Annotated in this window: 21 protein-coding genes; 7 read left to right on the top strand and 14 right to left on the bottom strand. The window is 71.2% G+C overall.

Annotation, left to right across the window (positions count from 1 at the left end):
• Positions 1 to 34 precede the first annotated feature (34 nt).
• The 10 genes from JI742_RS13140 to JI742_RS13095 form a co-directional block, all read right to left on the bottom strand.
• Positions 35 to 1462 carry a UDP-N-acetylmuramoyl-tripeptide--D-alanyl-D-alanine ligase gene (locus JI742_RS13140; RefSeq protein WP_236677029.1) on the bottom strand — a complete coding sequence of 476 codons (1428 nt, stop codon included), beginning with the start codon at positions 1460 to 1462 and terminating at the stop codon, positions 35 to 37.
• Positions 1459 to 3042 (bottom strand): Mur ligase family protein, encoded by a 1584-nt coding sequence (locus JI742_RS13135; protein ID WP_201827591.1) that lies wholly within the window; start codon positions 3040 to 3042, stop codon positions 1459 to 1461. Before JI742_RS13135 ends, JI742_RS13140 begins: the two co-directional genes overlap by 4 nt.
• The gene (locus JI742_RS13130; protein ID WP_201827589.1) at positions 3042 to 4865 is read right to left on the bottom strand and encodes a peptidoglycan D,D-transpeptidase FtsI family protein; all 1824 of its coding nucleotides are present in this window, start codon (positions 4863 to 4865) and stop codon (positions 3042 to 3044) included. The genes JI742_RS13135 and JI742_RS13130 overlap by 1 nt, the downstream gene beginning before the upstream one ends.
• Positions 4862 to 5239: a cell division protein FtsL gene (ftsL, locus tag JI742_RS13125; RefSeq protein WP_201827586.1), complete on the bottom strand. Its 378-nt coding sequence runs from the start codon at positions 5237 to 5239 to the stop codon at positions 4862 to 4864. The genes JI742_RS13130 and ftsL overlap by 4 nt, the downstream gene beginning before the upstream one ends.
• On the bottom strand, positions 5236 to 6246 hold the full coding sequence (gene rsmH / locus JI742_RS13120; protein ID WP_201827585.1) for a 16S rRNA (cytosine(1402)-N(4))-methyltransferase RsmH: 1011 nt from the start codon (positions 6244 to 6246) through the stop codon (positions 5236 to 5238). The genes ftsL and rsmH overlap by 4 nt, the downstream gene beginning before the upstream one ends.
• Before the next feature lie 7 nt (positions 6247 to 6253).
• A complete protein-coding gene (locus JI742_RS13115; protein ID WP_286184270.1) occupies positions 6254 to 6691 on the bottom strand; it encodes a division/cell wall cluster transcriptional repressor MraZ in 438 nt (145 codons plus the stop codon).
• A gap of 295 nt (positions 6692 to 6986) precedes the next feature.
• Positions 6987 to 7934, bottom strand: a complete 948-nt coding sequence (locus JI742_RS13110; RefSeq protein ID WP_201827581.1) for an LOG family protein — start codon at positions 7932 to 7934, stop codon at positions 6987 to 6989.
• Between the two features lie 10 nt (positions 7935 to 7944).
• Complete coding sequence (locus JI742_RS13105) at positions 7945 to 8745, bottom strand: HesA/MoeB/ThiF family protein (RefSeq protein ID WP_201827579.1); 801 nt, start codon at positions 8743 to 8745, stop codon at positions 7945 to 7947.
• Between the two features lie 91 nt (positions 8746 to 8836).
• Entirely contained in the window at positions 8837 to 10273 is a 1437-nt protein-coding gene (locus tag JI742_RS13100; RefSeq protein WP_201827577.1) for a S41 family peptidase, read from the bottom strand.
• 127 nt (positions 10274 to 10400) lie between these two features.
• The gene (locus JI742_RS13095) at positions 10401 to 11465 is read right to left on the bottom strand and encodes an ABC transporter ATP-binding protein (protein ID WP_236677088.1); all 1065 of its coding nucleotides are present in this window, start codon (positions 11463 to 11465) and stop codon (positions 10401 to 10403) included.
• 149 nt (positions 11466 to 11614) lie between these two features.
• On the opposite strand from JI742_RS13095, the gene JI742_RS13090 reads away from it, so the two are divergent.
• Both JI742_RS13090 and JI742_RS13085 read left to right on the top strand, forming a co-directional pair.
• Entirely contained in the window at positions 11615 to 13270 is a 1656-nt protein-coding gene (locus tag JI742_RS13090; protein ID WP_201827573.1) for an ABC transporter permease, read from the top strand.
• Positions 13271 to 13378: 108 nt separating this feature from the next.
• The gene (locus tag JI742_RS13085) at positions 13379 to 15478 is read left to right on the top strand and encodes a PhoX family protein (RefSeq protein WP_201827571.1); all 2100 of its coding nucleotides are present in this window, start codon (positions 13379 to 13381) and stop codon (positions 15476 to 15478) included.
• A gap of 102 nt (positions 15479 to 15580) precedes the next feature.
• Here JI742_RS13085 and JI742_RS13080 read toward each other — a convergent pair whose 3' ends face one another.
• Positions 15581 to 18058, bottom strand: a complete 2478-nt coding sequence (locus JI742_RS13080; protein ID WP_201827569.1) for a UvrD-helicase domain-containing protein — start codon at positions 18056 to 18058, stop codon at positions 15581 to 15583.
• 168 nt (positions 18059 to 18226) lie between these two features.
• Between JI742_RS13080 and JI742_RS13075 the strand changes: the two genes are divergently transcribed.
• The 5 genes from JI742_RS13075 to JI742_RS13055 all read left to right on the top strand — a co-directional run bounded on the left by JI742_RS13075 (position 18227) and on the right by JI742_RS13055 (position 23731).
• Positions 18227 to 21103 carry a valine--tRNA ligase gene (locus JI742_RS13075; RefSeq protein ID WP_201827567.1) on the top strand — a complete coding sequence of 959 codons (2877 nt, stop codon included), beginning with the start codon at positions 18227 to 18229 and terminating at the stop codon, positions 21101 to 21103.
• 20 nt (positions 21104 to 21123) lie between these two features.
• Positions 21124 to 21489 carry a DMT family protein gene (locus JI742_RS13070; protein WP_201827564.1) on the top strand — a complete coding sequence of 122 codons (366 nt, stop codon included), beginning with the start codon at positions 21124 to 21126 and terminating at the stop codon, positions 21487 to 21489.
• Positions 21490 to 21587: 98 nt separating this feature from the next.
• Complete coding sequence (locus JI742_RS13065) at positions 21588 to 22235, top strand: DUF47 domain-containing protein (RefSeq protein ID WP_201827562.1); 648 nt, start codon at positions 21588 to 21590, stop codon at positions 22233 to 22235.
• A 17-nt stretch (positions 22236 to 22252) separates the two neighbouring features.
• Entirely contained in the window at positions 22253 to 23263 is a 1011-nt protein-coding gene (locus JI742_RS13060; RefSeq protein WP_201827560.1) for an inorganic phosphate transporter, read from the top strand.
• Positions 23264 to 23413: 150 nt separating this feature from the next.
• Complete coding sequence (locus JI742_RS13055; RefSeq protein ID WP_201827558.1) at positions 23414 to 23731, top strand: BON domain-containing protein; 318 nt, start codon at positions 23414 to 23416, stop codon at positions 23729 to 23731.
• Between the two features lie 91 nt (positions 23732 to 23822).
• On the opposite strand, the gene JI742_RS13050 is transcribed toward JI742_RS13055, so the two are convergent.
• From JI742_RS13050 to JI742_RS13040, 3 genes are all read right to left on the bottom strand, one after another.
• Positions 23823 to 24020: a hypothetical protein gene (locus tag JI742_RS13050; RefSeq protein ID WP_201827556.1), complete on the bottom strand. Its 198-nt coding sequence runs from the start codon at positions 24018 to 24020 to the stop codon at positions 23823 to 23825.
• Positions 24021 to 24045: 25 nt separating this feature from the next.
• Complete coding sequence (locus JI742_RS13045; protein WP_201827554.1) at positions 24046 to 24192, bottom strand: lmo0937 family membrane protein; 147 nt, start codon at positions 24190 to 24192, stop codon at positions 24046 to 24048.
• Positions 24193 to 24367: 175 nt separating this feature from the next.
• Entirely contained in the window at positions 24368 to 24898 is a 531-nt protein-coding gene (locus JI742_RS13040; RefSeq protein ID WP_201827552.1) for an SRPBCC family protein, read from the bottom strand.
• Positions 24899 to 24914 lie beyond the last annotated feature (16 nt).

The following is a 24914-nucleotide window of genomic DNA, read 5'->3' as shown; positions in this document are numbered from 1 at the left end:
GCGGCTCCGGGGCAGGGGGGGAAGGGCGCGGGCCTCAGTCATGGCCGGCCTCCGGACGGGCGCGCAGCGCGGCGACCGCGCGTTCCATGCGCATGAAGCGCGAGCCCTTGACGAGCACGCTGGCTGCGGCCGGTGCCTCGCCCAGCGCGTCGACCAGGGCGGCGGTGTCGGCAAAGGCGCGCGCGCCGGGGCCGTAGGCACGGGCCGCCTCGGCGCAGGCGCTGCCGGCGCACCAGAGCTGCTCGATGCCCTGCTGGCGCGCATGGGCGCCGACCTCGGCATGGAAGGCGGGCCCCTGGTCGCCGACCTCGCCCATGTCGCCGAGCAGCAGCCAGCGCGGGCCGGGCAGGCCGGCCAGCAGCTCGATGGCCGCGCGCACGGAATCGGGGTTGGCGTTGTAGCTGTCGTCGACCAGGGCAATGCGGCGGCCGTGCAGCATGGCCGTGCCCAGGGCCGAGCGGCCTGCCACCGGGCGGAAGGCTTCCAGCCCGGCCACCACGGTGGCCAGCGGCACGCCGGCGGCCAGCGCCGCGGCGGTGGCGGCCAGGGCATTGCGCACGTTGTGGCGGCCGGCCAGGGCCAGATGCAGGGTGGCCGGCCCGGCCGGTGTGTGCAGCTCGACCGTCCAGCCCTCGCCCGTCCAGCGGGCCTGGCCCTGCACCTCGGCACCGGTCGCGGGGGCGCCGTCCCCGGGCAGGGCGAAGCGAAGCTGCGGCCGGCCGGCGGCCAGGGCCTGCCAGCGCGCGGCATGCGGCTCGTCGGCCGGGTAGACGGCCGTGCCGTCCGCCGGCAGGGCGGCGAAGACCGAGCCGTTTTCCTCGGCCACCGCCTCGACGCTGGCCATGAATTCCTGGTGCTCGCGCTGGGCGTTGTTGACCAGGGCCACGGTCGGCCGGGCGAGGGCGGCCAGCTCGGCGATCTCGCCCGGATGGTTCATGCCCAGCTCGACCACGGCGGCGCGATGCGCCGGCCGCAGCCGCAGCAGGGTCAGCGGCAGGCCGATGTCGTTGTTGAAATTGCCCTGGGTGGCCAGCGCCGCCTCGCCCTGCCAGGCACGCAGGATGGCGGCCAGCATTTGGGTGACGGTGGTCTTGCCGTTGCTGCCGGTCACGGCGATCAGCGGCAGGCTGAACTGCGCGCGCCAGGCCGCGCCGAGCTGGCCCAGCGCGCGGCGGCTGTCGGCCACCACCAGGCCGGGCAGGCCGGCGGCAAGCAGCGGGCCGGCGTCCTCCACCAGCGCGGCCACGGCGCCGGCCGCGCGAGCGGCGGGCAGGAAGTCGTGCGCATCGAAGCGCTCGCCGCGCAGGGCCAGGAAGAAGTCGCCGGCCTGCAGGCTGCGGGTGTCGCTGTGCACGCGGGCCAGCGGGGTCGCGCCCTCGCCGACCAGGCGGCTGCCGGGCAGCAGCGCGGCCAGTTGGTCCAGCCGGGCCATGGGGGGGGTGGCTTGGGCGGGCAGGCTCATGCGCGGGCTCCGTTCAGCCAGGCCTGCAAGGCGGCCTCGGCCTCGGCCACGTCGGACAGGGGGTGCTTGACGCCAGCAATTTCCTGCGTGGTTTCGTGGCCCTTGCCGGCGATCAGCAGCACATCGGCCGCCGCGCAGGCCGCGACGGCGGCGGCAATGGCGGCGCGGCGATCGGGCTCGATCACCGCCTGCTGCGGCCGCTGCAGGCCGGCGGCCACCTCGGCCAGCAGGGCCTGCGGATCCTCGCTGCGCGGGTTGTCGCTGCTGAGCCAGACGCGGTCGGCGCCGGCTTCGGCGGCGGCGGCCATGTGCGGGCGCTTGCTGCGGTCACGGTCGCCGCCGCAGCCGAAGAGCACGGCCAGCCGGCCGCCGCGTGCTGCCGCCAGGGGGCGCAGCGCGGCCAGGGCCTGGGCCAGGGCGTCGGGCGTGTGGGCATAGTCGACCAGCACCGCCGGCTGCGGCGCGCTGCCGAGCTGCACGCGCTGCATGCGGCCCGGCACCGGGCTGAGGGCCGCGCAGGCTTCGACCACGGCCTCCAGCGGGTGGCCCAGCGCGCGCAGCGCGCCGATCACGCCCAGCAGGTTGTCGACATGGAAGTCGCCGAGCAAGCGGGTGGCCAGCGGCAGCCGGGTTTCGCCGGCCGGGCCTTGCTCGACCACGGTGAAGGCCAGGCCCTCGGGCCCGGTCTGGCGCTCGACCGCGCGCAGCCGCGCGCCGGCCTGGCCGCGGGCCGAGGTGGTCCAGCACATGGGGCCCTCGCCGCCGGCCTCGCGCACCGCCAGCTCGGCAGCCAGCGCGGCGACCTCGGCATCGTCGATGTTCAGCACCGCAGCCTGCAGGCCGGGCCAGTCGAACAGCCGGCGCTTGGCCGCCGCATAGGCGGCCAGGCTGCCGTGGACGTCCAGGTGGTCCTGGCTGAAGTTGGTGTAGATCGCGACGCGGATCGGCAGGCCGTCGAGCCGCGACTCGACCAGGCCGATGGACGAGGCCTCGATCGCCACCGCCTTCAGCCCGCCGTCGACCATGCCGCGCAGCGCGCGCTGCAACTGCACCGGGTCGGGCGTGGTGAAGCCGGTCGGCACCAGCAGGGCCGCGCCGCCGCCGACCGGGCCCAGGCCCAGGGTGCCGATCACGCCGGCCGGCCGGTCCAGCGCCGACAGCACTTGCGCGATCCACCAGCTTGACGAGGTCTTGCCATTGGTGCCGGTGACGGCGACGACCTCCAGCGCCATGCCCGGCAGGCCGAAGAAGGCGGCGGCCAGCGGGCCGGTGGCCGCCTTGAGGCCGGCCACGGCAGCGGTGCGCTGGCGGATGGGCAGGGGCCAGTCGGCGCTCCAGGCGGCCAGGCCTTCGGCCTCGACCAGGGCAACCTGCGCGCCGTGCAGGAAGGCATCGTGCACATGGGCGCGCGGGTCGCGCGCCAGGCCGGGCCAGGCGACGAAGGCCTCGCCCGCCGCCAGGCGGCGGCTGTCGCTGGACAGGCCCTTCGCGCCGCTGGCGCGCAGCCAGGCCAGGGCCTCGCCCGGGCTGCCGAGCTGCACCAGGCCGTCGAGCGGGCCGAGGGTCTGCGGGGCGGACATCAGAAGCTCTCCTCCACCGCGCCCTGGCCGGCGCCGCGGGCGATGAGCTGGGTCTCGACGGCCAGGTCCGGCGTCACGCCCAGGGTCTGCAAGCTCTGCTGCACCACATCGCTGAAGACCGGCGCGGCCACCTGGCCGCCGTAGTACTGGCCCTTGCTCGGCTCCTCGACCATCACCGCGACGACGATGCGCGGATCGCGGATCGGCGCCAGGCCGACGAACCAGGCGCGGTAGCGCTTGGCCGCATAGCCCTTGCCCTCCTGCACATGGGCGGTGCCGGTCTTGCCGCCGACGCTGTAGGCCAGGGTCTGCGCCAGCGGCGCCGTGCCGCCGGGGCCGGCGGCCTGCTGCAGCATGTCGCGCACCGCGCGGGCGGTCTCGGGTCGGAAGACGCGCTCGCCGGCCACCGGCCCGTTGCGGCGCTGCAGGGTGACGGGGATCAGCTCGCCATCGCGGGCGAACACCGTGTAGGCCCGCGCGAGCTGGAGCAGCGAGGCCGACAGGCCGTAGCCGTAGCTCATCGTCGCCTTCTCGATCGGCTTCCAGCTCCGGTAGGGCCGCAGCCGGCCGCTGGCCGCGGCCGGGAACTCGACGCGCGGCTTCTGGCCCAGGCCGATCGCGCTGAACATCTCCCACATCTCGCGCGATTCCAGGGTCTGCGCGATCTTCACCGTGCCGACATTGCTGGACTTCTGCACCACCTCGGCCACGGTCAGCATGCCGTGGGGATGGGCGTCGCTGATCGTCGAGCCGGTGATGCTGATGCGGCCCGGCGCGGTGTCGATCGGGCTGTCGGCGCGCAGCCGCTGGCGCTCCAGCGCCAGCGCGGCGATGAAGGGCTTCATCGTCGAGCCGGGCTCGAAGGTGTCGGTCAGCGCGCGGTTGCGCAGTTGCTCGCCCTTCAGGCGCGCGCGGTCGCCGGGCCGGTAGCTCGGCAGATTGGCCAGGGCCAGCAGCTCGCCGGTCTGCACGTCCAGCACGACCACGCTGCCGCCCTTGGCGCCGTGCTGGGCCACGGCCTGGCTCAGGCGCTGGTAGGCGAAGAACTGGATCTTGCTGTCGACCGAGAGCAGCAGGTCGCGGCCGTCGACCGCCGGCAGGGTCTCGCCGACCGCCTCGACCACCTCGCCGAGCCGGTTGCGGATCACGCGGCGGCTGCCGTCCTGGCCGGACAGGCTGGCGTCGAAGGTCTTTTCCACGCCCTCGAAGCCGCGGTCCTCGGCATCGGTGAAGCCCACCACATGGGCGGCGGCCTCGGCCTCGGGGTAGAGGCGCTTGTCCTCCGTCATCAGGTGCACGCCGGGCAGCTTGAGGGCCTTGACCGCGGCGGCGGTGTCCTCGCTGACGCGGCGGCGCAGGTAGACGAACTTGTCGTTGGCGGCCAGGCGCTTTTCCAGCTCCTCGGGCTTGTAGCCGAGCAGTTTGGCCAGCGGCCGGCGCGCGGCGCGGTCGGCGGCGCTGCGGCCCATGGCCTTGGGAATGGCCCAGACGGTGGGCGCGGCCACGCTGGTTGCCAGCAGCAGGCCGTTGCGGTCGAGGATGCGTCCGCGCCGCGAGGGCAGTTCAAGCTGGCGGGCGTAGTTGCGCTCGCCCTTCTGCTGATAGAAATCGTTGTGGATGAGCTGGATCCAGGCCGCGCGGCCGATCAGGCCAAGGAAGCCCAGGCCGATCAGCAGCACCACGAACTTCGCGCGCCAGGGTGGCGTGCGCGAGGCCAGCAGCGGGCTGTTCGAATAACGCACGCTGCGCACATGCGCGGCGGCCGTCTGACGCCAGGGCGCGGCGGCGCTGCCGCGCGGGCTGTTGCGCTCGGTGCGGCTCATCGCGCGGCCTCCGGGCTGCCGGTGCCGGAAGCGACCAGGGCGCTGCGCTCGGCCGCCAGCCGTTCGCCAAGCTGCGGGCCCTGGCTGGCCGGCCAGCGCTCGATGCCGGCCGGCAGCTCGATGTAGAGCGTGTGGCTGGGGCTGGCCGGCTGCATGGACAGCTTCTCGCGGGCGAGCTGCTGCACGCGCATCGGCGTGGCCTGGGCGCGGCGCTCGGCCTCCAGCAGCTCGCGCTCGGCATCCAGGCGCAGGGCCTGCTGCTCGGCCTGGAAGATGGCGTGGTTGAGCATGCGGCTGCGGTAGCTGACCTGCACCAGCCACAGGCTGCTGGCCAGCAGGGCCAGCACCAGGAGCACGCTCAGGCGCTTGCTCATGCCGGCTGCTCCTGGCCGAGGCGCTCGGCCACCCGCAGCACCGCCGAGCGCGCGCGCGGATTGCGCAGCAGCTCCTCGGTGCCGGGCTTGATGCGGGCCAGCGCGCGCAGCTTGAGCGCCGGGCCCTGCGCGCCGGCCCAGTAGGCGGGCGAGCGGCGGTCGACCACCGCGCGGCTTTCGCCCGCGATGAAGGTCTTGACGATGCGGTCTTCCAGCGAGTGGAAGCTGATCACCGCCAGGCGGCCCCCGGGACGCAGCCGGTCGAGGGCTGCGGCCAGCGCTTCGCGGAGCTCGTCCAGCTCGGCATTGACGCGAATCCGAAGGGCTTGAAAGGTGCGAGTCGCCGGATCCTGGCAGGGCTCGCGGGTCCGGACCGCACTTGCCACGACCGTGGCGAGCTGGCGGGTGCGTTGCAGCGGCTCGCCGCGTTCGCGGCAAGCGACAAGCGCCCTTGCAATCGGGCCAGCAAACCGTTCTTCGCCGTAGTCACGGATCACCTCGGTGATTTCGCGCAGCTCGGCGCGGGCCAGGAAATCGGCGGCACTCTCGCCGCGCGTCGGATCCATGCGCATGTCCAGCGGGCCGTCGAAACGGAAGCTGAAACCGCGCTCGGGGGTGTCGATCTGCGGGCTGCTGACGCCCAGGTCGAGCAGCAGGCCGTCGATCTGCGGCTGGCCGCAGCCTTCCAGCACTGCCGCCAGCTCGCTGAAGGGCGCATGGACGATGCTGAAGCGCGGGTCCTCGATGCGGCGCGGGCCCTGCCGGGCGTCGGCCACGGCGTCCGGGTCGCGGTCGATCGCGATCAGGCGGCCGGCCGGGCCCAGGCGGGCCAGGATCGCGCGGCTGTGGCCGCCGCGGCCATAGGTGCCGTCGACATAGAGGCCGTCGGGCCGATGCAGCAGGGCCTCGACCGATTCGTCGAGCAGCACCGTGGCATGCGCGGGCGAGCCGTCACCATGACTGAGGGCGACCGGCTCGGTCGCGGGCCGGGGGGGACGCTTGACCATGCCCGCCTCAAAGGACCGCGTTGGCCAGGGCGTCGGGCATGGGCTGCGCGACCACCTCGGCGTCCTGGGCTGCGTAGCGGATCGGATCCCACAGCTCGAAGTAGCTGCCCAGACCCATCAGCAGCACATCGCGCACCAGGCCGCTGGCGCTGCGCAGCTCGGGCGAGATGAGCACACGGCCGGCGCCGTCGATGCTGACGTCCATCGCGCTGCCGAGAAAGATGCGCTTCCAGCCGTCGGCGCTCATCGGCAGGGCGATCAGCTTCTCGCGGAAGGTCTCCCAGATCGGCCGCGGATACATGCGCAGGCAGCCGGTGGGATGCCGGGTCAGGGTCAGCTCGCCTTTCGAGAGCGCGTCCAGCATCTCGCGGTGGCGGGTGGGGACGGTCATCCGTCCCTTCCCGTCCAGCGCGAGCGCCGAAGTCCCCTGAAAGTAATGCTGCAACACGACATCCCACTAAAGTGCATTTTTCTGCACTTTATCGACGCCTCCGACCCCGGTCAAGCTGCCGTCACGTGATTTCTTCAATGAAATCAAGCACTTATGGGCGACATTTAGTGAGTGCGTCGTTCGAAAATATCATCCAGAAACAAGGACCTGCAAGCGGGTCTGGAAGTGCAGGGTGAAGACCCTGATGCAAGCGACGCCCAATGCATGGCCCGGACCGCGGCCGTTTCCGGTCCGGTCCAGCGGTGGGGGCGGGTGGGGCGGTGGGCCTCGGCACGGCCCCGCTGCGGCTTCAGCGCGCCAGCGGGAAGGGCGCGGGCACCTGCCCGTCGGCGCCATCGAGGCCGTAGTGGGCGGCGATGTGCGCCCAGGCCTCCTCGGCCGTCTCGACGAAATGGAACAGCGCCAGGTCCTGGGCGCCGATCATGCCGGTCTCGACCAGCCAGTCGAAGTCGATCAGCCGCTGCCAGAAGCTGCGGCCCACCAGCAGGATGGGCCGGCGCCGCACCTTGCCGGTCTGTTGCAGGGTCAGCACCTCGAACAGCTCGTCGAGCGTGCCGAAGCCGCCGGGCAGGCAGACCAGGGCGATGCTGCGCATCAGGAAATGCATCTTCCGCAGCGCGAAATAGTGGAAGCGGAAGTTCAGCGCCGGGGTAATGTAAGGGTTGGGCGCCTCCTCGTGCGGCAGCACGATGGACAGGCCGATGCTCGGCCCGCCGGCCTCGGCCGCGCCGCGGTTGCCGGCTTCCATGATGCCGGGCCCGCCGCCGGTCGTGACGACGATGGGCTGGGCCAGGCCGCGCGAGGCGGTGGTGGCCAGCACGGCGAAGCGCCGCGCTTCCTCGTAGTAGGCCGACATGGCCAGGCCCTGGCGGGCGCGCCGCAGCGCAGCCTCGGCCGCGGCCCGGTCGCTTGCGCCGGCCAGGGCGGCTTCGGCCTCGTCCAGGCGCTGGCGTGCCACGGCGGGCTCGGCGATGCGGGCGCTGCCGAAGATGACGACGGTGGCCTCGATGCCGTGTTCCTGCTGGATCAGTTCGGGCTTGAGCAGCTCCAGTTGCATGCGCACCGGGCGCAGCTCTTCGCGCAGCAGGAAGTCGCGGTCGGTGAAGGCCAGCTCGTAGCTGCTGCCGGAAGGCGCCTGCTCGGGGCGGGCCGGGGCCAGGGTGGCTTCTTGCTGGGCGCTGGGAAAGTTGCGGCCGGCCAGGGGCGGGCGGGGGGCCGTGGGACGGGTTTCGTTCATGCGCGCCAGCTTAACGGCCGCTTGCGGCCGAGCCCGGCACCGCCGGGTCGCAGACGCTGCAGCCGGGCCGGCGCTTCAGGCCGATCTCGGTCCATTCCATGCAGCGGCCGTCGAGCATCTGCAAGCGGCCGGCCAGCGAGCGCCCGCTGCCGGCCAGCAGCTTGATCGCCTCGGCCGCCTGCATCGCGCCGACGATGCCGACCAGGGGCGCGAACACGCCCATGGTGGCGCAGCGCACCTCGTCGGCCGGCGCCTCGGGCGGGAAGAGGCAGGCGTAGCAGGGCGCGTCGGCCGGCGCGGCCGGGTCGCCCTCGTGGCCGCGGCTGTCGAAGACGCTGATCTGGCCGTCGAAGCGGATGGCCGCGCCCGAGACCAGCGGCTTGCGCCGCGCCACGCAGGCGCGGTTGACGGCATGGCGGGTCTCGAAGTTGTCGCTGCAATCCAGCACCACGTCGGCGGCGGCCACCAGGCGATCCAGCGCCTCGGGGCCGGCCCGCTCGACGCGGGCCTCGATCTGGATCCCGGGGTTGATCGCCGCCATCGACTGCGCCGCCGAGCGGGCCTTGGCCTGGCCGATGCGGCTCAGGTCATGCGCGATCTGGCGCTGCAAGTTGGTCAGGTCGACTACATCGGGGTCGACCACGGTGATGCGGCCCACGCCCGCGCTGGCCAGATAGAGCAGCACCGGCGAGCCCAGGCCGCCGGCGCCGATGACCAGGGCATGGGCGGCCAGCAGCCGTTCCTGGCCTTCGATGCCCAGTTCCTCCAGCAGGATGTGGCGGCTGTAGCGCAGCAGTTGTTCGTCGTTCATCGCCTGGGCCGGCCCGCCCGGGCCGGAAACGACAAGGACCGCCTTGGCGGTCCTTGCAGGGGGTGTGCGGCGGTCGCGCGGACCGCCGGCCTCAGTTGAGCTTGGGCTCCTCGGCCTTGCGCTCGGTCTGGGTCTTGGAAACCACCACCGGCTTGCCCTTCAGGCGGTTGAGCGCCTGCTGCAGCGGGAAGTCCTCGGCCGTGCCGAATTCGGGCAGGGGCTTGGGGCCTTCCTTGGACTTGGCGGCTTCCTCCAGCTTCTTGAGCGCGGCTTCGCGGGCCTTCTCGCGCTCGGCATCCTTGGCTTCCTCGCCCTGGCCGCTGGTGATGTGCTTTTCCAGGTCGGCTTCGCGGGTGCGCAGCAGGCTGAAGACATTGCCCTCGGCGGTCTCGTCGAGCCAGACATCCGGCACGATGCCCTTGGCCTGGATGGAGCGGCCGCTGGGCGTGTAGTAGCGGGCGGTGGTGATCTTGAGCGCGGTGTCCTGCGTGATCTGGCGCACCGTCTGCACCGAGCCCTTGCCGAAGGTCTGGCTGCCCATGATGGTGCCGCGCTTGTGGTCTTGCAGCGCGCCGGCCACGATCTCGCTGGCCGAGGCCGAGCCTTCGTTGACCAGCACCACCAGGGGCACGCTCTTCAGGGCGGCGGGCAGTTTCTTCAGCGGGTCGTCGCCGCGGCGGGAATAGTCGCCCGGGGTGGCCTTGTAGGTGGCCTTGGAATCGGCGATCTGGCCGTTCGTGGACACGACGGTCACGTCCCGGGGCAGGAAGGCGGCGGAGATGGCCACCGCCCCCTCCAGCAGGCCGCCCGGGTCGTTGCGCAGGTCCAGCACGAAGCCCTTGATGGCCGGATCCTGCTTGTACAGCTCGGCCACCTTGCTGGCGAAGTCCTCGACCGTGCGGTCCTGGAACTGGCTGACGCGGACCCAGGCATAGCCCGGCTCGACCATCTTGGCGCGCACGCTCTGCGTGCGGATCTCCTCGCGGACGATGGTCACCGGGAAGGTCTTGCTCTCGGTCTTGCGGAAGATGGTGAGCACGACCTTGGTGTTGGGCTCGCCACGCATCTTCTTGACCGCCTGGTCCAGGCTCAGGCCCTTGACCGCGGTCTCGTCGATCTTGGTGATCAGGTCGCCGCTCTTGAGGCCGGCGCGGAAGGCCGGCGAGCCCTCGATCGGCGTGACGACCTTGACCACGCCGTCCTCCATGCCGATCTCGATGCCCACACCGACGAACTTGCCGGTCGTGCCCTCGCGGAATTCCTTGAAGCTCTTCTTGTCGAAGAAGACCGAGTGCGGGTCGAGGCCCGACACCATGCCGCTGATGGCATCGGTGATCAGCTTCTTCTCGTCGACCGGCTCGACATAGTCCGACTTCACCAGACTGAAGACCGAGGCGAGCTGCTGAAGCTCCTCGAGCGGCAGCGGGGAAAGCTGGCCGCGGGCGGCCACTTGGAACTGCATGGTCGTCAGCGCGCCCGCGAGGGCACCCACCGCCACGAAACCCGCCATCTTCAAAGTCGCACCCATGAGCCAACGCTCCTCGAAATCTCTGCAATCCAGTATAGGACCCGGTCCAGAGCCCGACCGGCTGAAAGGACCCTGAGCCCGTGCTTTGTCCGCCCGCAGGCCCCCGAGGTTCCCCGGGGGCGGCGCCTCAGGCTTCGCGCGGGAAGGTCACCACATGGTCGACCTCGGCGCGGATGCCGATCCATTCGCCGAGGTGGTGGTCGTGGTGGCTGGGCACATGGGCCAGCACCTGCTCGCCGCTGGCCAGGCGCAGGGTGTAGAGGAACTCCGAGCCGCGGAAGGCCTTGCGCTCGATGCAGGCCTTCACCGGGCTGGCATCGTCGTGGACGATGTCGTCGGCACGCAGCAGCACCTCGCAGTCGCCGGCGCAGACGCCTTCGATCGCCGCGTCGCGCAGCACGCCCAGGGGGGTGTGCACCTCCCACTGGCCGGGGCCGCCCTCGCTGCGGGCCGGGGTGAAGACGCCGTGGCCGATGAAGTCGGCGACAAAGCGGGTCGCGGGCCGGTGGTAGAGCCGGTAGGCGCTGTCCCACTGCGCCAGGCGGCCTTGGTGCATCACGCCGATGACGTCGCCCAGGGCAAAGGCTTCGAGCTGGTCGTGGGTGACGAAGAGCGCGGTGGTGCCGGTCTGCTTGAGGATGCCGCGCAGCTCCTGGGCCAGGCGCTCGCGCAGGTCCACGTCCAGGCTGGAGAAGGGCTCGTCGAGCAGCAGCAGCGCCGGCTGCGGCGCCAGCGCCCGGGCCAGGGCGATGCGCTGCTGCTGGCCGCCGGAGAGTTCGTGCGGCGCGCGCTCGGCCGCATGGCCGAGGCCGACCAGGTCGAGCAGCTCGGCCACCCGGGCCTTCTGTGACGCGCGCGGCCGGCCGTGCAGGCCGAAGGCGATGTTCTGCGCCACCGTCAGGTGCGGGAAGAGCGCGTAGTCCTGGAAGACCATGCCGATGCGGCGCTGCTCGGGCGGCAACTGGGTGCGGCTGGCCGCTTCGGCGATCACCCGGCCGTCGAGCACGATGCGGCCGGCGGCGAGCGGCTCCAGGCCGGCGATCGCCCGCAGCAGCGAGGTCTTGCCGCAGCCCGAGGGGCCGATCAGCACGCCGATCTCGCCGGCCGCCAGCTCGAAACGAACCGCATCGACCGCCGGCGGCTGCGCGGGGCCCCCGTAGCGCAGGCTGAGGTCCTCGACCGCGAGCGCCAGCACGCGCGGCGGGGAGGTGCCCGCCTCGGGCTTCAGGAGACTGCGGGGCAGGGCCGGTCCGTTCATCCGCCTATGATAGCGACCGGACCCCGAATGACATTCGTTCGCATTCTTGTTGATCTGCCGGCCGCCCTGGCTGCACCCTGCCCATGCGTGGCCTGAGCCTGTTTCTTTGCGCCCTGCTGGCCCTGCCCCTGTTCGGGGTGCTGGGCGCCTGGGCCCATCCGCAGGCAGGAAGCTGGGCCCTGCTGCTGCACCAGTTCCAGACGGTGATGCCGGCCTATGCCCTGCAATCCCTGCTGCTTGCGGCTGGCGTTGCACTGGGCACCGCCCTGCTCGGCGGGGCGACGGCAGCGGCGGTCACGCTCTTTGATTTTCCCGGTCGGCGCGTCTTCGAATGGGCGCTGCTGCTGCCCCTGGCCATGCCGGCCTATGTGCTGGCGTATGCGGCCACCGATTTCCTGCAGTTCAGCGGCCCCCTGCAAACGGCGCTGCGGGCCCTGACCGGCCTGCAAGGCCCGCTGTGGCCCGATGTGCGCAGCCTGCCGGGCGCCATCGTGCTGTTCACGCTGGCGCTCTACCCCTATGTCTACTTGCTGACGCGCAGTGCGCTGCTGGAGCGCGGCGTGCACCTGATGGAGGCCGCCCGCCTGCTGGGCGCCGGGCTGGGCCGGCGCATCACCGCGGTGGCCCTGCCGCTGGCCCGTCCGGCCCTGGCGGCCGGTGTCGCGCTGGCGCTGATGGAGACGCTGGCCGACTACGGCGTCGGCAGCTATTTCGGCCTGAGCACCTTCACCACGGGCATCTACAAGGCCTGGCTGGTGGCCGACGACCGCATCGCCGCCGCCCAGCTCGCCACCGTGCTGCTGGCCGTCGTGGCCTTGCTGCTCGCGCTGGAGCGTCGCGCCCAGGCCCGGCTGCGCTTTGCCGGCAGCCGCCGCGGCGCCGCCGCCGCGCAGGAGGCCCGGCCGGTGCGCCTGCAGGGCCGACGCGCCCTGCTGGCCTGGGGCCTGTGCGCGCTGCCGGTGCTGCTGGGCTTCCTGCTGCCGGTGGCGGTGCTGCTGTTCCAGATCGTGCGCGAGTCGATGCACGGCGGGCCCGAGGGCCTGGGCGGCCTGCCCTGGGACCGCTTCGGCGCCTGGGCCCGCAACAGCCTGAGCCTGGCCAGCACCGCGGCCGTGCTGGCCGTGCTGCTGGCCCTGCTGCTGGCGGCGGTGCTGCGCGGCCTGGGCCGGCGGGCCGGGGCGCCGGACTGGGGCGCGCGGCTCGGCCCGCCGCTGATCCGCCTGGTGGCGCTGGGCTATGCGGTGCCGGGCGCCGTGATCGCCGTCGGCCTGCTGCTGCCCCTGGCCGCGCTGCAAGCCCTGGCCCCGGGCAGCGGCCTGTCGGCCGCGCTGACGACGATCTTCACCGGCACGGTCACCGGCCTGGTCTATGCCTACCTGGTGCGCTTCACCGCGGTGGCGCTGCAATCGGTCGAGGCCGGCTATGCCCGCATCCCGGCCAGCCAGGACGACAGCGCGCGCATGCTCGGCGCCGGCCCGGCCCGGCTTTTCCTGGGCGTGCACCTGCCCTTGCTTGCGCGCTCGGCCGGCGTGGCGGCGCTGCTGGTCTTCGTCGACGTGATGAAGGAGCTGCCGGCCACCCTGGTGCTGCGGCCCTTCGACAGCGACACCCTGGCCGTCGTGGCCTACAACCTGGCACGCGACGAGCGCCTGGCCGAGGCGGCGCTGCCCTCGCTGGCCATCGTCGCCGTCGGCCTGCTGCCGGTGCTGCTGCTCAGCCGGGCGCTGCGCGCGCGCTGAGCCGCCGGCCGGCGCTGTCATGCGCCGGTCACCGACGTGACACGGCCCCGACACGCCCGACTTCAACACTGGCGCCATTTCCCCAGCCGTACCGCCAGGAGTTTCCGCATGTCCGAACACATCCGCGACGACGATCGCTCGAACCCGTCCCGCCACGACTCGCTGACCGACATCGTCGATCGCGCCATCGCCGTCAACCCGCAACGCCGCCGCCTGATGCTGGGCGGCCTGGGCGCCGCGACGCTGCCCTTCTTCTCGTTCAGCCTGGCCGCTTGCGGCGGCGGCAGCGACGGCGAAGCCGCCGAGCGCATGCTGGGCTTCACGGCCGTGGCTGCCGCGAGCGGCGACACTGTCGTCGTGCCGGCCGGCTACACCGCCCAGGTCATCGCCCCCTGGGGTGCGCCGATCGACGCCCTGGCCCCGGCCTTCAAGGCCGACGCCAGCAACACCGCCGCCGAGCAGGAACAGCAGATCGGCGACAACCACGACGGCATGGCCTTCTTCGGCTTCAATGCCGCCGGCAACGGCTTCGGCAACCGCAGCGACGAGGGCCTGCTGGTCTTCAACCACGAGTACATCAACCCCGAGTATTTCTACGCGGTGGCCGCCGGCGAAACCGACTGGACCACGAACTTCACGCTGGAGAAGGCTCGCAAGGGCCAGGCCGGCCACGGCGGCTCGATCGTCCACGTCCGCCGCAACAGCGGCGGCGCCTGGGAGCAGGTGCTCAACTCGCCCTACAACCGTCGCATCCACGGCAACACGCCGATGACGATCCAGGGCCCGGCGCGCGGCAACGACCTGATGAAGACCGAGGCCGATCCGGGCGGCATCGAAGTCCTGGGCATGCTCAACAACTGCGGCAACGGCCGCACGCCCTGGGGCACCTACCTGACCTGCGAAGAGAACTTCAACGGCTACTTCGGCTGGAACGGCCCCCGCACGCCGAGCGCGCTGGAAAACCGCTACGGCCTGACCGCCGCCGGCTTCGGCTACCGCTGGCACACCGTCGACCCGCGTTTCGACCTGAATGCCAACGAGAACGAGCCGAACCGCTTCGGCTGGATCGTCGAGATCGATCCCTTCTCGCCCTCGAGCAAGCCCATCAAGCGCACCGCCCTGGGCCGCTTCAAGCACGAGAACGCCGAACTGGTGGTGGCCTCCGACGGCAAGGTCGTCGTCTACATGGGCTGCGACGAGCGCAACGAGTACCTCTACAAGTTCGTCTCGACCGGCACCTTCGACGCCGCCAACCCGACCAGCGCCGCCAACCGCCGCCTGCTGGAAAGTGGCACGCTCTACGTCGCCAAGTTCGCCGCCGGCAGCACGCTCAACGACAACATGGGCACCGGCACCTGGGTGCCGCTGGTCTTCGGCGAGAACGGCCTGACCACCGCCAATGGCTTCGCCAACCAGGGCGATGTGATGATCCGCTCGCGCCAAGCCTCGGACTTCGTCGGCGCCACCATGATGGACCGCCCGGAGTGGGTGGCCGCCAACCCCAAGGTGCCGGGCGAGGTCTTCGTGACCCTGACCAACAACAACCGTCGTGGCGGTACCACCTCGAACAATCCCGACGGCAGCACCGCCGCCGGCTCGGCCCGCCCGCCAGTTGACGAGGCCAACCCGCGTTCCAACAACGTCTGGGGCCACATCGTTCGCTGGAACGAGGCCGGCGGCAATGCCAGCGCGCTCAGCTTCAACTGGGACATCTTCGTGCTGGCCGGCCAGCCCTCGGTCACCGGCGCCCGCGCGCCCTCGGCCAATGTGACGGCCGACAACCTGTTCAACAGCCCGGACGGCCTGGCTTTCGACAGCTTCGGCCGCATGTGGATCCAGACCGACGGCAACTACAGCAATGCCGGCGACTTCGCGAACATGGGCAACAACCAGATGCTGGTGGCCGATCCCGCGACCAAGGAAATCCGCCGCTTCCTCGTCGGCCCCTCGGGCTGCGAGGTGACCGGCATCACCTGGACGCCGGACCGCAAGACCATGTTCGTCAACATCCAGCACCCGGGTGAAGTGGGTTCGGGCAGCGGTCGCCATCCGCGCATTTCGGCTGACCAGACCGACGCGCAGATCGCCGCCAACCCGACCATGCTGTCGAGCTGGCCGGCTTCGCAGACGGCCGGTGCCACGCCGGTTCGCCCGCGCGCGGCCACCGTGGTGGTGCGCCGCAGCGACGGCGGCGTCATCGGCGGCTGATCGACGCCCGAGCGGTGGCAGGCCCTTGCGGCCTGCGCTGCAACAAGGGGCCGCATCCTTCGGGGTGCGGCCCCTTGTTTCATTGGGGGGGCCGGCGCTTTCTCAGTCCACCGGCGTCAGCTTGGCCACGCTCAGGGCCAGCCACTTGATGCCGTGGCGGCCGAAGCGCACCTGGGCGCGGGCGTCGGCGCCGCTGCCTTCCAAGGTCAGCAGCACGCCTTCGCCGAACTTGGTGTGGAAGACACCCTGGCCGGGTCGAAGGGTCGGCGCGCCGGTCGAGACGGCAGCCGCCTGGGCCTGGGCGGCGCCCAGCCAGGAGGGCGGCGTGGCCGGGGCCTCCGCCCACGGCGAGCCGGGCTCGCGCTCGCGTCGCCAGCCCTCGTTGCTGCTGCGGCCGCTGTCGCCGCGCCAGTGGCCGGCGCCGCCGCTGCCGTAGGGGCTGCCGTGGCCGAAGCCGGCCTGGCGCGGGCTCAGCCACTTCAGCGCGCCCTCGGGCAGCTCGTCGAGGAAGCGGCTTTTCACGTGGTAGCGCACCTGGCCGTGCAGCATGCGGCTCTGGCTGAAGCTCAGGTAGAGCCGCTTGCGTGCGCGGGTGATGGCCACATACATCAGCCGGCGCTCTTCTTCCAGGCCGTCGCTGTCGCTCATCGCGTTCTCATGCGGGAACAGGCCTTCTTCCAGGCCGGTGATGAAGACCTGGTCGAACTCCAGGCCCTTGGCCGCATGCACGGTCATGAGCTGGATCGCGTCCTCGCCGGCCTGGGCCTGGTTGTCGCCGGCCTCCAGCGAGGCATGGCTGAGGAAGGCGGCCAGCGGCGAGATGATCTCGCCCGTCTCGGCATCCGGCGTCAGCGGGCCGGGGGCGGCGGGCGCCACCGCGAGTGGCTCGTCCGCCGAGCGCGGCGCCGCCAGCGTGCCCGGTGCGATGGGCGCGCTGCCGGCGGCGGCCGGGCCCAGCTCGTCGACCGGCAGGGCGATGGCGTCCTTGCCGAAGCCCTCCTGGGTTACGAAGGCCTCGGCCGCATTGACCAGTTCGCCCAGGTTCTCCAGGCGCTCCTCGCCCTCCTTCTCGGCGCGGTAGTGGTCGGCCAGGCCGGTGGCCTCGATCACGTGCTCGATGATCTCGCGCAGCGTCAGGCCGGCCGTGGCTTCGCGCAGGCCCTCGACGAGCTTGCGGAAGGCGCCCAGCGAGGCCCCGCCCTTGCCCGGCACCGCGTCGATGGCCTGGTGCAGGCTGCGGCCGCTGGCGCGGGCCGCGTCGACCAGCTGCTCCAGCGTGCGCGCGCCGATGCCGCGCGCCGGGAAATTGACGACGCGCAGGAAGCTGGTGTCGTCGTCCGGGTTCTCGATCAGCCGCAGATAGGCCAGGGCATGCTTGACCTCGGCCCGCTCGAAGAAGCGCAGGCCGCCGTAGACCTTGTAGGGCACGCCGGCATTGAAGAGCGCGCTCTCGACCACCCGGCTCTGCGCATTGCTGCGGTAGAGCACGGCGATCTCCTTGCGCGGGCTGCCTTCGCGGTGGAGTTGCCGGGCTTCGTCGACCAGCCACTGCGCCTCGGCGAAGTCGGTCGCCGATTCCTGCACCCGCACCGGCTCGCCGGCACCGGCCTCGGTGCGCAGGTTCTTGCCCAGGCGCCGGCTGTTGTTCGCGATCAGGTGGTTGGCCGCGTCGAGGATGTTGCCGTGCGAGCGGTAGTTGCGCTCCAGCTTGACCACCTGGCGCACGCGGTAGAGCTGCTCGAAGTCGGCCATGTTGGCCACCTGCGCGCCGCGGAAGGCGTAGATGCTCTGGTCGTCGTCGCCCACGGCGAACACGCCCTGGCTCGGCGTCTCACCGCGCGCGGGCGGCGGCGCAAAGCACTGCAGCCAGCGGTACTGCAGGGTGTTCGTGTCCTGGAACTCGTCGACCAGCACATGCCGGAAGCGCTGCTGGTAATGCGTGCGCAGGGCCGGCTCGCGCTCCAGCAGCTCGACCGTGCGCAGCAGCAGCTCGGCAAAGTCGACCACGCCCTCGCGCGCGCACTGGTCCTCGTAGGCTGCGTAGATCTCGGCATGCCAGCGGCTCAGCTCGTCGTGGATCGGCAGTTGCCCGGGCCGCAGACCGGCTTCCTTTGCATTGGCGATCGCCCAGGACGCGGGCTTGGGCGGGCAGCGCTCCTCCGGAATGCCCAGGGCCTTGACCACCCGCTTGACGGCCGAGACCGAGTCGGTCGCGTCCAGGATTTGGAAGGCCTGCGGCAGGCCGGCCAGCTTCCAGTGCGCCCGCAGGAAGCGGTTGGACAGGCCGTGGAAGGTGCCCACCCACATGCCGCGCAGATTGATCGGCAGCAGCGTGCCCAGGCGGGTCAGCATCTCCTTGGCGGCCTTGTTGGTGAAGGTCACCGCCAGGATGCCGCCGGCCGAGACCTGGCCGATCTGGATCAGCCAGGCGATGCGGGTGGTCAGCACCCGCGTCTTGCCCGAGCCGGCGCCCGCCAGGATCAGCGCCGGCTCGGCCGGCTGGGTGACCGCGGCGAGCTGCTCGGGGTTCAGGCCGCGCAGCAGCGGCAGCGGGGCGGCATCGTGTTCGAAGGGGGGCATCGCGGGATTCTAGGAAGGCCCCGCCGCCCTGCCGGGGCGAGCAACCCCGCCACCTAAAATCCGCCGCTTGCCTGCCGGATGCCGCCGGCCCCCGCGCGGGGCCCGCGCTCCGGCCGGCCCCCTCATCTTCCGAGAGCCCCGAGGGTCCCCGCGACCTTCGTCCCGCCCATGACCGAGCTTGCCAAGTCCTTCGAACCCGCCCCGATCGAGCAGCGCTGGGGCCCGCGCTGGGAGCAGCAGCAGCTCTACACGCCGACCCTGGACCCGGCCAGGCCCAGCTTCAGCATCCAGTTGCCGCCGCCCAATGTGACCGGCACGCTGCACATGGGCCATGCCTTCAACCAGACCATCATGGATGCGCTCACGCGCTTCCACCGCATGGCCGGCCACAACACCCTGTGGCTGCCGGGCACCGACCATGCGGGCATTGCCACGCAGATCGTGGTGGAGCGGCAGTTGCAGGCTCAGGGCGTGAGCCGCCACGATCTGGGCCGCGCCGGTTTCCTGGAGAAGGTCTGGGACTGGAAGGCGCAGAGCGGCGCCACCATCACCCAGCAGATGCGCCGCATGGGCGCCAGCGTGGACTGGTCGCGCGAGTACTTCACCATGGACGCGGCCCGCGCCGAGGCCGTCACCGAGGCCTTCGTGCGCCTGCATGAGCAAGGCCTGATCTACCGCGGCAAGCGCCTGGTGAGCTGGGACCCGGTGCTGAAGTCCGCCGTCTCCGACCTGGAGGTCGAGAGCGAGGAGGAAGACGGCTTCCTCTGGCACATCCGCTACCCGGTCGAAGGCCGCACGGAATCGCTGGTGGTCGCCACCACGCGGCCGGAGACGATGCTGGGCGACACCGCCGCGATGGTGCATCCCGAGGACCCGCGCTACGCCCACCTGATCGGCCAGCAGGTGCGCCTGCCGATCACCGGCCGCCTCGTGCCGGTGATCGCCGACGCCTATGTGGACAAGGACTTCGGCACCGGCGTCGTCAAGGTCACGCCCGCGCATGACCCGAACGACTACCAGGTCGGCCTGCGGCATGGCCTGCCCATGCTGACGATCTTCGACCTGGAAGCCCGGGTGACCGATGCCGAAGGTGCAGCCGTGCCGGCGGCCTTCCACGGCCTGGACCGCTTCGCCGCACGCAAGCAGATCGTTGCCCAGCTCGATGCCGAAGGCCTGCTTGTCGAGACCAAGAAGCACAAGCTGATGGTGCCGCGCTGCGCCCGCACCGGCCAGGTCATCGAGCCCATGCTGACCGACCAGTGGTTCGTCGCAATGACGAAGCCCGCCCCCGACACGGGCAAGAGCATCGCCCAGGGCGCGATCGACGCCGTGGACTCGGGCGAGGTGCGCTTCGTGCCGGAGAACTGGGTCAACACCTACGACCAGTGGATGAAGAACATCCAGGACTGGTGCATCAGCCGCCAGCTCTGGTGGGGCCACCAGATCCCGGCTTGGTATGGCTCAGGCGGTGAGCTTTTCGTCGCCCGCAGCGAGGCCGAGGCCCGCGCCCAGGCCGAGGCCGCCGGCTGCACCGGCCCGCTGACGCGTGACGAGGACGTGCTCGACACCTGGTTCTCCTCCGCCCTGGTGCCTTTCAGCACCCTGGGCTGGCCGGGCAAGACGATCGAGCAGGACCTCTTCCTGCCCAGCAGCGTGCTGGTGACCGGCTACGACATCATCTTCTTCTGGGTCGCCCGGATGATCATGATGACCAAGCACTTCACCCGGACGCCCGACTGCCCCGAGGGCAAAGTGCCCTTCAAGCACGTCTACATCCACGGCCTGGTGCTCGATGCGCAGGGCAAGAAGATGAGCAAGTCCGAGGGCAATGTGCTGGACCCGGTGGACCTGATCGGCGGCATCGCCCTGGCCCCGTTGCTGGACAAGCGCACTCAGGGCCTGCGCAAGCCCGAGACCGCACCCAAGGTGCGCAAGGCCACCGAGAAGGAATTCCCCGAGGGCATCCCGGCCTACGGCGCCGATGCGCTGCGCTTAACCTTCGCGGCCATGGCCACGCTGGGCCGCTCGGTCAATTTCGACAGCAAGCGCTGCGAGGGCTACCGCAACTTCTGCAACAAGCTCTGGAATGCCAGCCGCTTCGTGCTGATGAATTGCGAGGGCCAGGACTGCGGCCTGGCCGAGCATGGCGCCAGCGAATGCGTGCCCGGCGGCTACCTCGACTTTTCCGCCGCCGACCGCTGGATCGTCGGCGAGCTGCAGCGCTGCGAGGCCGCGGTGGCCCAGGGTTTTGCCGACTACCGGCTCGACACCGTCGCGCAGTCGCTCTATGGCTTCGTCTGGGACGAGTACTGTGACTGGTACCTGGAGATTGCCAAGGTGCAGATCCAGGTCGGTGATCCGGCGCAACAGCGCGCCACCCGTCGCACCCTGATCCGCGTGCTGGAGACGGTGCTGCGCCTGCTGCACCCGATCACGCCCTTCATCACTGCCGAGCTCTGGGAGGCCGTGGCCCCGGTGGCCGGCCGCAAGGTGGCGGGCTCCGACGCCAGCCTGGTGACCGCGGCCTATCCCAAGGCCCAGTTGGAGAAGGTCGATGCCGCGGCCGATGCCTGGGTCGCCCGGCTCAAGGGCCTGGTCGGCGCGGCTCGCCAGTTGCGCAGCGAGATGAACTTGTCGCCGGCCGAACGCGTGCCCCTGCTGGTGCATGGCGAGGCCGCTGCGCTGGCTTTTGCCGAAGCCGCCGGCCCGCTGCTCAAGGCCCTGGCCAAGCTGTCGGCGCTGCAGTGCATCGCCGAGCCGGCCGCCTTCGAGGCGGCCACCGCCACCGCGCCGGTCGGCGTGGAGCCGGGCGGCGGCCTGCGCTTCGCGCTGCATGTCGAGGTGGATGTCGAGGCCGAACGCGCCCGCCTGGCCAAGGAGATCGCCCGGCTCGAAGGCGAGATCGTCAAGGCCGAGGCCAAGCTGGGCAACGAGAGCTTCGTGGCCCGCGCACCCGCGGCCGTGGTCGAGCAGGAACGCGCCCGCCTGGCCGGCTTCGTCGAGACCCTGGACCGCCTGCGCGGCCAGCACGCCCGTCTGGCCTGACCCCGACGGAGACGCGCCCCATGCTCGCCTCGCTGCAGCAGCTCCCGGTGGCCTGGCAGACCGTCGGCCTGCTGCTGCTGAGCAATGTCTTCATGACCTTCGCCTGGTACGGCCACCTCAAGACCCTGGGCGGCAAGCCCTGGATCGTGGCCGTGGGGGTGAGCTGGGGCATCGCCTTCTTCGAGTACCTGCTGATGGTGCCGGCCAACCGCATCGGCGCCACGCAGTTCAGCGTCGGCCAGCTCAAGATCATGCAGGAGGTGATCACCCTGTCGGTCTTCGTGCCCTTCGCCGTCTTTTACTTGCGCGAGCCGCTGAAGCTCGACTACCTCTGGGCCGGCCTGTGCATGGTCGGCGCGGTGTACTTCATCTTCCGATCGCCCTGAACGCCTGTCAGGCTGTCTTCATGACAGTAATGTGACAATGCGTGCGCCCCGCCTGACGGGGCGTTTTTGCGTGTCCCTCTCCCGATCGAACGGCGTCCATGGTCTTCGGCAAGCTGCTGCCCCGCGAGGGGAATTTCTTCGAGCTCTTCAACGAGCAGGGCGGCCATGTCGTGGCGGGTGCGCGCGCCTTCCAGCGCATGCTCGAAGGCTATGGCAACCTGACCGAGCGCGAACATCAGGCGGCCCTGGTCGACGAGGCCGAGCAGGACGCCGACCGCGTGACCGCCGAGGTCATCCGCCTGCTGCACACCACCTTCGTCACGCCGCTGGATCGCGACCAGATCCACCGCCTGATCAATGCCCTCGACGACATCCTGGACCTGATGCAGGACGTCGCCGAGACCATGAGCCTCTACGACGTGCGCCGCATCAACGGCGAGGCCCTGCAGCTCGGCCAGCTCTCGGCCCGCTGCTGCGAGCGCGTGCAGCATGCCGTGAGCCTGCTGCCCAAGCTGAGCCAGCCCACCGCGGTGGAGGCGGCCCGCAAGACCTGCAAGGAAATCGACCAGCTCGAAGCCGAGGCCGATCGCGTCATGCGCACCGCCATGAGCCGACTGTTCCGCGAAGAGCAGGACGTGCGCGAGCTGATCAAGATGAAGGCCGTCTACGAGATGCTCGAAACCATCACCGACCTGTGCCGGGACGTGGCCAAGCAGATCGAGGGCATCGTCCTCGAAAACTCCTGAGCGCGGCCGGGGCGGGCATGGCGGAGGTCGGGATCGGGTTCTGGGTGCTGGTGCTGCTGGTCCTGCTGGCCCTGGGCTTCAGCTTCATGAACGGCTTCCACGACGTGGCGAATTCCATCGCCACCGTCGTCTCCACCGGGGTGCTGAAGCCGCAGCATGCGGTGGTCTTCGCCGCCTTCTTCAACTTCATCGCGATCTTCGTCTTCCACCTGGCGGTGGCGGCGACCGTCGGCAAGGGCATCGTGCAGCCCGGTCTGGTCGACCAGCATGTGCTGTTCGGCGCGCTGGCCGGTGCGATCGCCTGGAACCTGATCACCTGGTTCTCCGGCATCCCCTCCTCAAGCTCGCATGCGCTGATCGGCGGCCTCGTCGGTGCGGCGCTGGCCCAGGCCGGGCCATCGGCCCTGATCGCCACCGGCATCGGCCTCACCCTGGCCTTTCTCGTCCTCTCGCCCTTGCTGGGCTTCCTGCTCGGCGCGCTGCTCAGGGTGGCGGTGGCCTGGATCTGCCGCGGCATGCCGCCGCTGAAGGCGGACCGCGGCTTCCGCCGCCTGCAACTCGTCTCGGCCGGCCTCCACAGCCTGGGCCACGGCGGCAACGATGCGCAGAAATCGATAGGCATCCTCTGGATGCTGCTGATCGCCAGCGGCCACGCCGCCGGCAGCGATGCCTCGCCGCCCGGCTGGGCGATCGGCGGCTGCTACCTCGCGATCGCGGCCGGCACGATGTTTGGCGGCTGGCGCATCGTCAAGACCATGGGCCAGCGCCTGACCCGGCTCAAGCCGGTCGACGGTTTCTGCGCCGAAGCCGGCGGGGCCCTCACGCTCTTCGTGGCCACCGCCCTCGGCATCCCGGTCTCGACCACGCACACGATCACCGGCGCCCTGGTCGGCGCGGGTTCGACGCGGCGGATGTCGGCCGTGCGCCGGGGCCTGGCCGGCCCCGTCGTCTGGGCCTGGGCCTTGACGATTCCGGCCGCGGCGCTGATCGCGGCGCTCTTCCACGGCATCAGCCGCCTGGTCTTCTGAGGCCGGCGCAGGGCGGCCTGTCGAACAGACGGCCGTGACGGCTTGCGCCAGCATGGGGTGCAAGCCCGAACCGCCCGATGCGCCTGAGCCGCCGGGGGCCGGGCTCCGGGCCGCGATCTGCGCGGTCCGACCCTCCCAAGGACCTTCATCATGACCTCTTCCCTCTCTCCCGGCCGGCTGCTCGGCCTGGGCCTGCTCGTCTCGGCCCTGGCGGGCTGCGCGGTCGGCCGTGGCCAGCAGACCGTTGGCGCCTATGTCGACGACACGGCGATCACCACCAGCGTCAAGGCGCGGTTGCTTGACAACAAGGACGTGGCCGGCACCAGCATCCACGTCGAGACGCTCAACGGCACGGTGATGCTGTCGGGCTTTGCCAAGAGCCAGGACGAACGCAGCGTGGCCGAGTCGCTCACCCGCAAGGTCGAGGGGGTGAAGTCGGTGCGCAACGAGGTCATCGTGCGCCCCTGAGCCCCGGGCCTGCGGCCCGGCGCATCCCAGAAGGCCGCAGGCCCCCGCGGACACCGTCCACGGGGGCCTGCGGCCTGGGGCGGCGAGGGTTTCACGCCCCGCCCGGCTCGATCATCTGCAGGCCGTGCCCGATCACGATGGCCCCGATGCTCGCCCAGGCGGGCAGGGGGCCGATGGTCGCGCCAGGCGGTACCCAGGCCCAAAGGGTCAGGGGATGGAAGCCCAGATCGACCAGGCCGAGCAGTCCACCCAGCAAAAGCAGCAGGGCCAGCACACGCAGCGTCCTCACGGGCTGCCAACCCGGCAGGCCCGGCTCACAGCCTCTGCCCGCGGATCACCCGCAGCAGGATCACGGCCAGGGCCAGCACCAGCAGCACATGGATGAAGCCGCCGAGGGTGGTGGAGCTGACCAGCCCCAGCAGCCACAGCAGCAGAAGCACGATCGCAAGGGTTTCGAGCATGCCGTGCTCCGGAAGGGAAAGAGGCCTTGACTCTAGGCCCTGGCCCCGGCCGGGTCGGTGCGCCCGGCCACCCTCGCGCAGCGCCCGAGGGCTCATGACGCCCATGAAAAAGGGCTGCCAGCGGCAGCCCCGGGGGGTCGGACCGGGCCGGCCGCAGCGGGCCGGCGGGCCGGGATCACTTCTTCTCGGCCAGGGCCTTGAGGTTCTGCAGGCCGGACTGGTAGACGCCGGTGATGGCCTTGACCGCGGCTTCGTCGTTCTGGTCCGGCGGCGGATCGTTGTTCGGGTAGCCGCGGTAGAAGGCGCCGCGCCACTGCACTTTGGCCTTGCCGCCCTCGTCCATCACGGTGATGGTCGAGGTGTAGTTTGTCACCGGCAGCGCGCCACCATCCTTGGCGCGGTAGCTGTAGCTCATCTTCTCGGCGTTGTAGCCTTCGAGCGTCTCGGTCAGCGCGCCGCCGTTCTTCAGCTTGAGCTGGCGCACCGAGCCGACTTCGTTGCCCTTGTCCGCCGGGCTCTCGGCCACGGCGGGGTGCCACTTGCTCAGCGCGCTGAAGTCCTTGATCAGGGCCCAGACGGCAGCCGGCGGGGCGTCGATGGTGATGACTTCGCTGGCCTTCTGGCGCGTCGGGCCGTGGGCCGCGGCGAAGGTGGGCGCGAAGGCCAGCGCGACAGCGGCGCAGGCCAGGCGGCGGGAAAACCTCATCGTGTCTCCTGGAAGG

The organism is Piscinibacter lacus (genome assembly GCF_016735685.1).
GTDB classification, from domain to species: Bacteria; Pseudomonadota; Gammaproteobacteria; order Burkholderiales; family Burkholderiaceae_C; genus Aquariibacter; species Aquariibacter lacus.
Note: the sequence above shows the minus strand (reverse complement) of the source record. Positions and strands in the feature narration are given on the sequence as shown.